Source organism: Syntrophorhabdaceae bacterium (assembly GCA_028698615.1).
Taxonomy (GTDB): Bacteria; Desulfobacterota; Syntrophorhabdia; order Syntrophorhabdales; family Syntrophorhabdaceae; genus Delta-02.
This window is the reverse complement of the sequence record JAQVWF010000091.1, coordinates 1-4789: the sequence shown is the minus strand read 5'-3', so window position 1 is coordinate 4789 and position 4789 is coordinate 1. Positions and strand designations below refer to the sequence as shown.

At 54.1% G+C, this 4789-nt stretch carries 5 protein-coding genes; 4 read left to right on the top strand and 1 reads right to left on the bottom strand.

Annotated elements, in window-relative coordinates; all coding sequences use genetic code 11:
- Positions 1–242 precede the first annotated feature (242 nt).
- Genes PHC90_14450 through PHC90_14435 form a run of 4 tightly spaced genes read left to right on the top strand, consistent with a single transcriptional unit; the run spans position 243 to position 3649 of the window.
- On the top strand, positions 243–1481 hold the full coding sequence (locus PHC90_14450; protein ID MDD3847545.1) for a cation:dicarboxylase symporter family transporter: 1239 nt from the start codon (positions 243–245) through the stop codon (positions 1479–1481).
- Positions 1478–2890, top strand: a complete 1413-nt coding sequence (gene aspA, locus PHC90_14445; protein MDD3847544.1) for an aspartate ammonia-lyase — start codon at positions 1478–1480, stop codon at positions 2888–2890. The genes PHC90_14450 and aspA overlap by 4 nt, the downstream gene beginning before the upstream one ends.
- Positions 2891–2943: 53 nt before the next feature.
- Positions 2944–3423: a cyclic nucleotide-binding domain-containing protein gene (locus PHC90_14440; GenBank protein ID MDD3847543.1), complete on the top strand. Its 480-nt coding sequence runs from the start codon at positions 2944–2946 to the stop codon at positions 3421–3423.
- A 43-nt stretch (positions 3424–3466) separates the two neighbouring features.
- Entirely contained in the window at positions 3467–3649 is a 183-nt protein-coding gene (locus tag PHC90_14435) for a hypothetical protein (GenBank protein ID MDD3847542.1), read from the top strand.
- A 37-nt stretch (positions 3650–3686) separates the two neighbouring features.
- Here the strand turns inward: PHC90_14435 and PHC90_14430 are convergent, their stop codons facing one another.
- Complete coding sequence (locus PHC90_14430) at positions 3687–4472, bottom strand: alpha/beta hydrolase (GenBank protein MDD3847541.1); 786 nt, start codon at positions 4470–4472, stop codon at positions 3687–3689.
- Positions 4473–4789: the final 317 nt, after the last annotated feature.

Here is a 4789-nt window from a genome sequence, read left to right as displayed (position 1 = left end):
TCGAACCTGCAACCTTTGGATTCGTAGTCCAACACTCTATCCAATTGAGCTACGGGCGCGTGGGTGTAATTATAGCGGTTTCGCCCTGTCTTTTCAACTGCCTTTTGCCGATAATACGGTCAGAGGCATGAGCGCCAGCATTTTCATTGCTTTTTTGCCTTAAAAGAGATTTATTCTTACAACGAACGATCAGCATTAAAATTCACTCTGCACCGCACCAAAAATTCGAACGGGGGTATGGCTTGGAAAGACGCAGAAGGCTCTCGCAGACTCATCTCATCTTCATCGGTATGCTCGTCGGACTGATAGTCGGATTCGCCTTTCCGGCGCTGGGGACGAAGCTCGATGCCCTCAGTACCATATTTATCCGTCTCGTGAAGACGATCATCGTTCCCATCATATTCTCGACCCTGGTTGTGGGTATTGCGGGCCATGCCGACCTCAAGGCGGTGGGCAGGATGGGTGTCAAGGCAATCGTTTATTTCGAGATCATCACGACACTGGCGCTCTTTCTGGGGCTCATCGTCGTCAATATAACGAAGCCCGGCGTCGGTATCATGCTTGGTGACTCGGGAGTGCCTCTTGGCCTGGGCCAGGCGAAGCACATGACCATCAAGGAGGTCGTTGTCAATATATTCCCCGACAACTTTTTCGATTCGGCTACCCGGGGCGACGTGCTGGAAGTGGTCGTCTTCACGATCATCTTCGCCATAGCCCTTAGTCTCATCAAAGAGAAGAAGAAGCCGATCATAGACTTCTGTGAGGCCCTCTCTGAAACGATGTTCAAATATACCAATATCGTCATGCGTTTCGCGCCCATCGGTGTCGGCGCGGCCATCGCCGTCGTTGTAGCCAGCAAGGGTATGAGTGTGCTCCTCAATCTTTGCCTCCTCATCGCCAGTTTCTACGGGGCCATCGCGGCTTTTCTTCTTGCCGTGCTTTTGCCTGTGGGGCTGATATTCAAAGTCCCCATAAAAAGATTTCTGGCAGCGGTAAAGGAACCTGCCATCATCGCCTTCTCCACGTCCAGCTCGGAGGCGGCGCTGCCAAAGGCGATGGAGAATATGGAGGCTCTCGGTGTTCCGAGAAGGGTTGTTTCCTTTGTTATCCCCACAGGCTACAGCTTCAACCTCGACGGCACCACCATCTACCTCTCTCTTGCATCGATCTTTGCCGCACAGGCGGCCGGCATTGACCTCAGCCTGTCCCAGCAGCTCCTCATTGGTTTCACCCTCATATTCGCAAGCAAGGGCGCCGCAGGTGTGCCCAGGGCGTCTCTTGTGGTCCTTGCCGGCACGCTGGCCTCGTTCGGTCTTCCCATAGAGGCCGTGGCAGTTATTCTTGGCGTAGACACGGTCATGGACATGGGAAGAACGGCGGTCAATGTTACGGGCAACTGCCTTGCCACTGTCATTGTCGCGAAGTGGGAGAGGGTATTCGACAAAAAAGATGACCAAACTCTACCGGAGGCGTCGCTATGAGCAGCAACATGAGAAAGGAACACGATCTTCTTGGCGAGCGGGAGGTCCCCGCCGATGCATACTACGGCGTTCAGACGCTGCGCGGAATGGAGAATTTTCATATCAGCGGCATCCCTCTTTCCAGCTATCCGACCTTTGTGAGGTCGCTGGCCTACGTCAAGAAGGCCGCTGCTCTTGCAAACGGCCAATTGGGGCTCTTGCCCCCTGATGTCGCGGATGCGATAAGCCGCGCCTGTGATGAGGTCCTCGATGGGAAGTACCGTGAACACTTCGTCGTCGACATGATACAGGGCGGAGCAGGCACATCCACGAACATGAATGCCAATGAGGTCATCGCAAATATTGCCCTCGAGATACTGGGATATGAAAAGGGGCGCTACGACATCATCCACCCCAACAATCACGTGAACCTCTGCCAGTCGACGAACGACGCCTACCCAACGGCGATACGGCTGACCCTTATCCTCAAGATCAGGGCGCTCGTAGAGGCAATGGGGTATCTCCGCTCCGCGTTACAGAAGAAATCAGATGAATTCTGCGACGTTATCAAGATGGGCAGAACGCAGCTGCAGGATGCCGTTCCCATGACTTTGGGCCAGGAATTTGGTGCCTGGGGCATCATGCTTGGCGAGGACATGGATCGAATGAAGGAGGCACAGGCGCTCGTAAGGGAAATAAACCTTGGAGCGACCGCCATCGGAACCGGACTCAACGCCCATCCCGATTACGCTCCTCTCGTGGCGGAAAAACTCAGACAGCTAACGGGCGTCGATGTCCTCACATCGCCCGATCTCGTGGAGGCAACACAGGATTCGGGGGTGTATGTCCAGTTGTCAGGTGTTCTGAAGCGCTTCGCCGTCAAGATCTCCAAGATCTGCAACGACCTCAGGCTTCTGGCATCCGGTCCACGCTGTGGTCTCAACGAGATAAACCTCCCCGCCATGGCCCCCGGCTCGACCATCATGCCCGGCAAAGTCAACCCCATCATACCTGAGGTCGTCAACCAGGTGGCCTATCTTGTCATCGGTAATGACGTGACGGTAAGCTTTGCCGCGGAGGCAGGCCAACTGGAGCTCAACGTTATGGAACCCATCATAGCCTTCAGTCTCTTCAATTCCCTTGTGGCCTTGAAGCGCGCCAGCAAGACGCTTGCCGACCGCTGTATACTGGGAATAACCGCAAACCGGGACAGGTGCCGGGAATACGTCGAATGCAGCATCGGCCTGGTGACGGCACTCAACCCCTACATCGGCTACGAGAGGTCCACCGAGATAGCCCACGAAGCCCTCGCGACGAACCGCTCGGTCTGCGAACTCGTCCTTGAAAAGGGATACCTGAAAAAGGAAGAACTCGACGACATCCTCTCCCCGGAAAACATGATCAAACCGAGGTATATGGAAAAGAGGTAGAAACCGTCTTCTCATCTTCTTGTTTTATTCCCAACTTGTGCTAAAAGGATTATATGGGAGCCGTGAAAAAAAAGGAGGTGGCAGGCGTGTCTATCATGGAAGCGTCCCCTACCAAGGAATTCGACCTTTTTCGGGGGGTAAGCCAGCGGGTCATAGCAGAGATCGGAAAGTTGGGAGAAGAGGTGACGTTCAAGCGCGATGAGATAGTCTTCAGTGCCGATGAACCGGGGTCATACTTTTATGAGCTCGTGGAAGGGGAAGTGGATATTGTGGTGCTGGAAAAGGAGAATATGCATTTTGTCGTCAAGAGGCCAGGTGAGATATTCGGCTGGTCGGCACTTGTGGAACCCTATGTCTACAGCGCAACGGCGCGGTGCCTTTTGCCGGCAAGGGCCATCAGAATAGGGCGGGGTGTCATTGAGAACGCGGTGAAACGTCATCCCGAAGAAGGCCTCATCATCTACAAACACCTTATAGGAATCGTCGCGCAACGGCTCAGAAGCGCCTATCAATACATCTACAGGCCGCAATGACGGCCGCTCCGATGGCGGCTCAGACCTGTAAAAGGAGGAAGATATGGTTACGTGCGAGATGACCGACGACGAGGCCAAACTGCTCCTCAGTGTTCTTGAAAGATATAATTCCCACCTGGAAGTCGAGATAGCGAGGACCAACAGGCGAGAGTTCCGCGATGCCCTCAAAGAGAGGGAAAAACAGTTGAAGGCGCTGATAGAAAGGGTGAAGAAGCTCGTAAAGTAAAAGAGCCCTTTCACAAAGCCGAAACTGAACCGTACCCTTATTTTACGGGACTTGTAGAATCCACGAGCCTCCGGATGGCTTCCATGTACTGTCTCAGGCCCACGAACATGATGTCGTTGTGCGTGCCGCCGGGGATCATGAGAAGGTCCTTTTTCGTTGAGCCGATGTTTTCGTAGATGGTCTCGGCCTCGTCGGGCGGGACGAGGGTATCGTATTCGCCGTGAATGATGAGGACGGGGACCGTGATCGATCTGATCATATCGAGACATTCCCGGGTGATGGCGTCGAGGTCCATGTCGGGCGTGGCTATGCCATGGCGGACAATGAGACTGGAGATGCTGGGAAAACCGCTTTCAATTATGAGCCCGTTGATGTTCGCGCCTTGCCGGTAGGCGATTGCCAGGGCGGCAACACTGCCGAGCGACCTGCCCATGATCCACAGGTCGTCCCTGAGACCTCTCTCCTTCAAGGCGGTCTTGACGGATTCGTAGACCTTCTGGGAATCCTGTGACATATCCGTGACGGTCGGCGTGCCGTTGCTCTTTCCGTAGCCGCGGTAGTCGACCACAACGAGATTGAGCTTGTATTTGAAATAGAACATGGTGATCTCGTCATAGTCGCTTACGACCTCCCCGTTTCCGTGGAAATAGAGGATCCATGGCCAGTCATTCTCCTGTTCGTAAAAGCGGCAATGGACGGCAACCACATCCGACACGGGGATGAAATGGTCAAATGCGTATTTCGGACAGGGACCGGACTCGTCGCGGGGATAGAACACGTACGACAAGACCTCCGGGGTATCTATCTTGGTGTAATCGGGCATGGCGCGTACTCCTCTTGAGGGATTTTACAGGCTTCGATATTCTATCCGGCCGGTGTCGTCCTTTCAAGGAAATTTAGCGATCACCCGAAGGAGAGCGAGGCCGTCTCTGATAAGAAAGGGGGCGAAGACAAATAATAAAAGGCCCAGCACCCGCATTATGGATCGATAGACCCTTCCCGTCAATACCTTTTTTGTCCTGCCGACAATGATGGCGACGAGTACCCTCTGTTAGTGTATCGGCCTCGTTTTTTCCTGTCAATCCCATGGCTGTAAGTCCTCGCAGTACCTTCCCGCCCTTCCGGGTCGGTCCCTCCCGC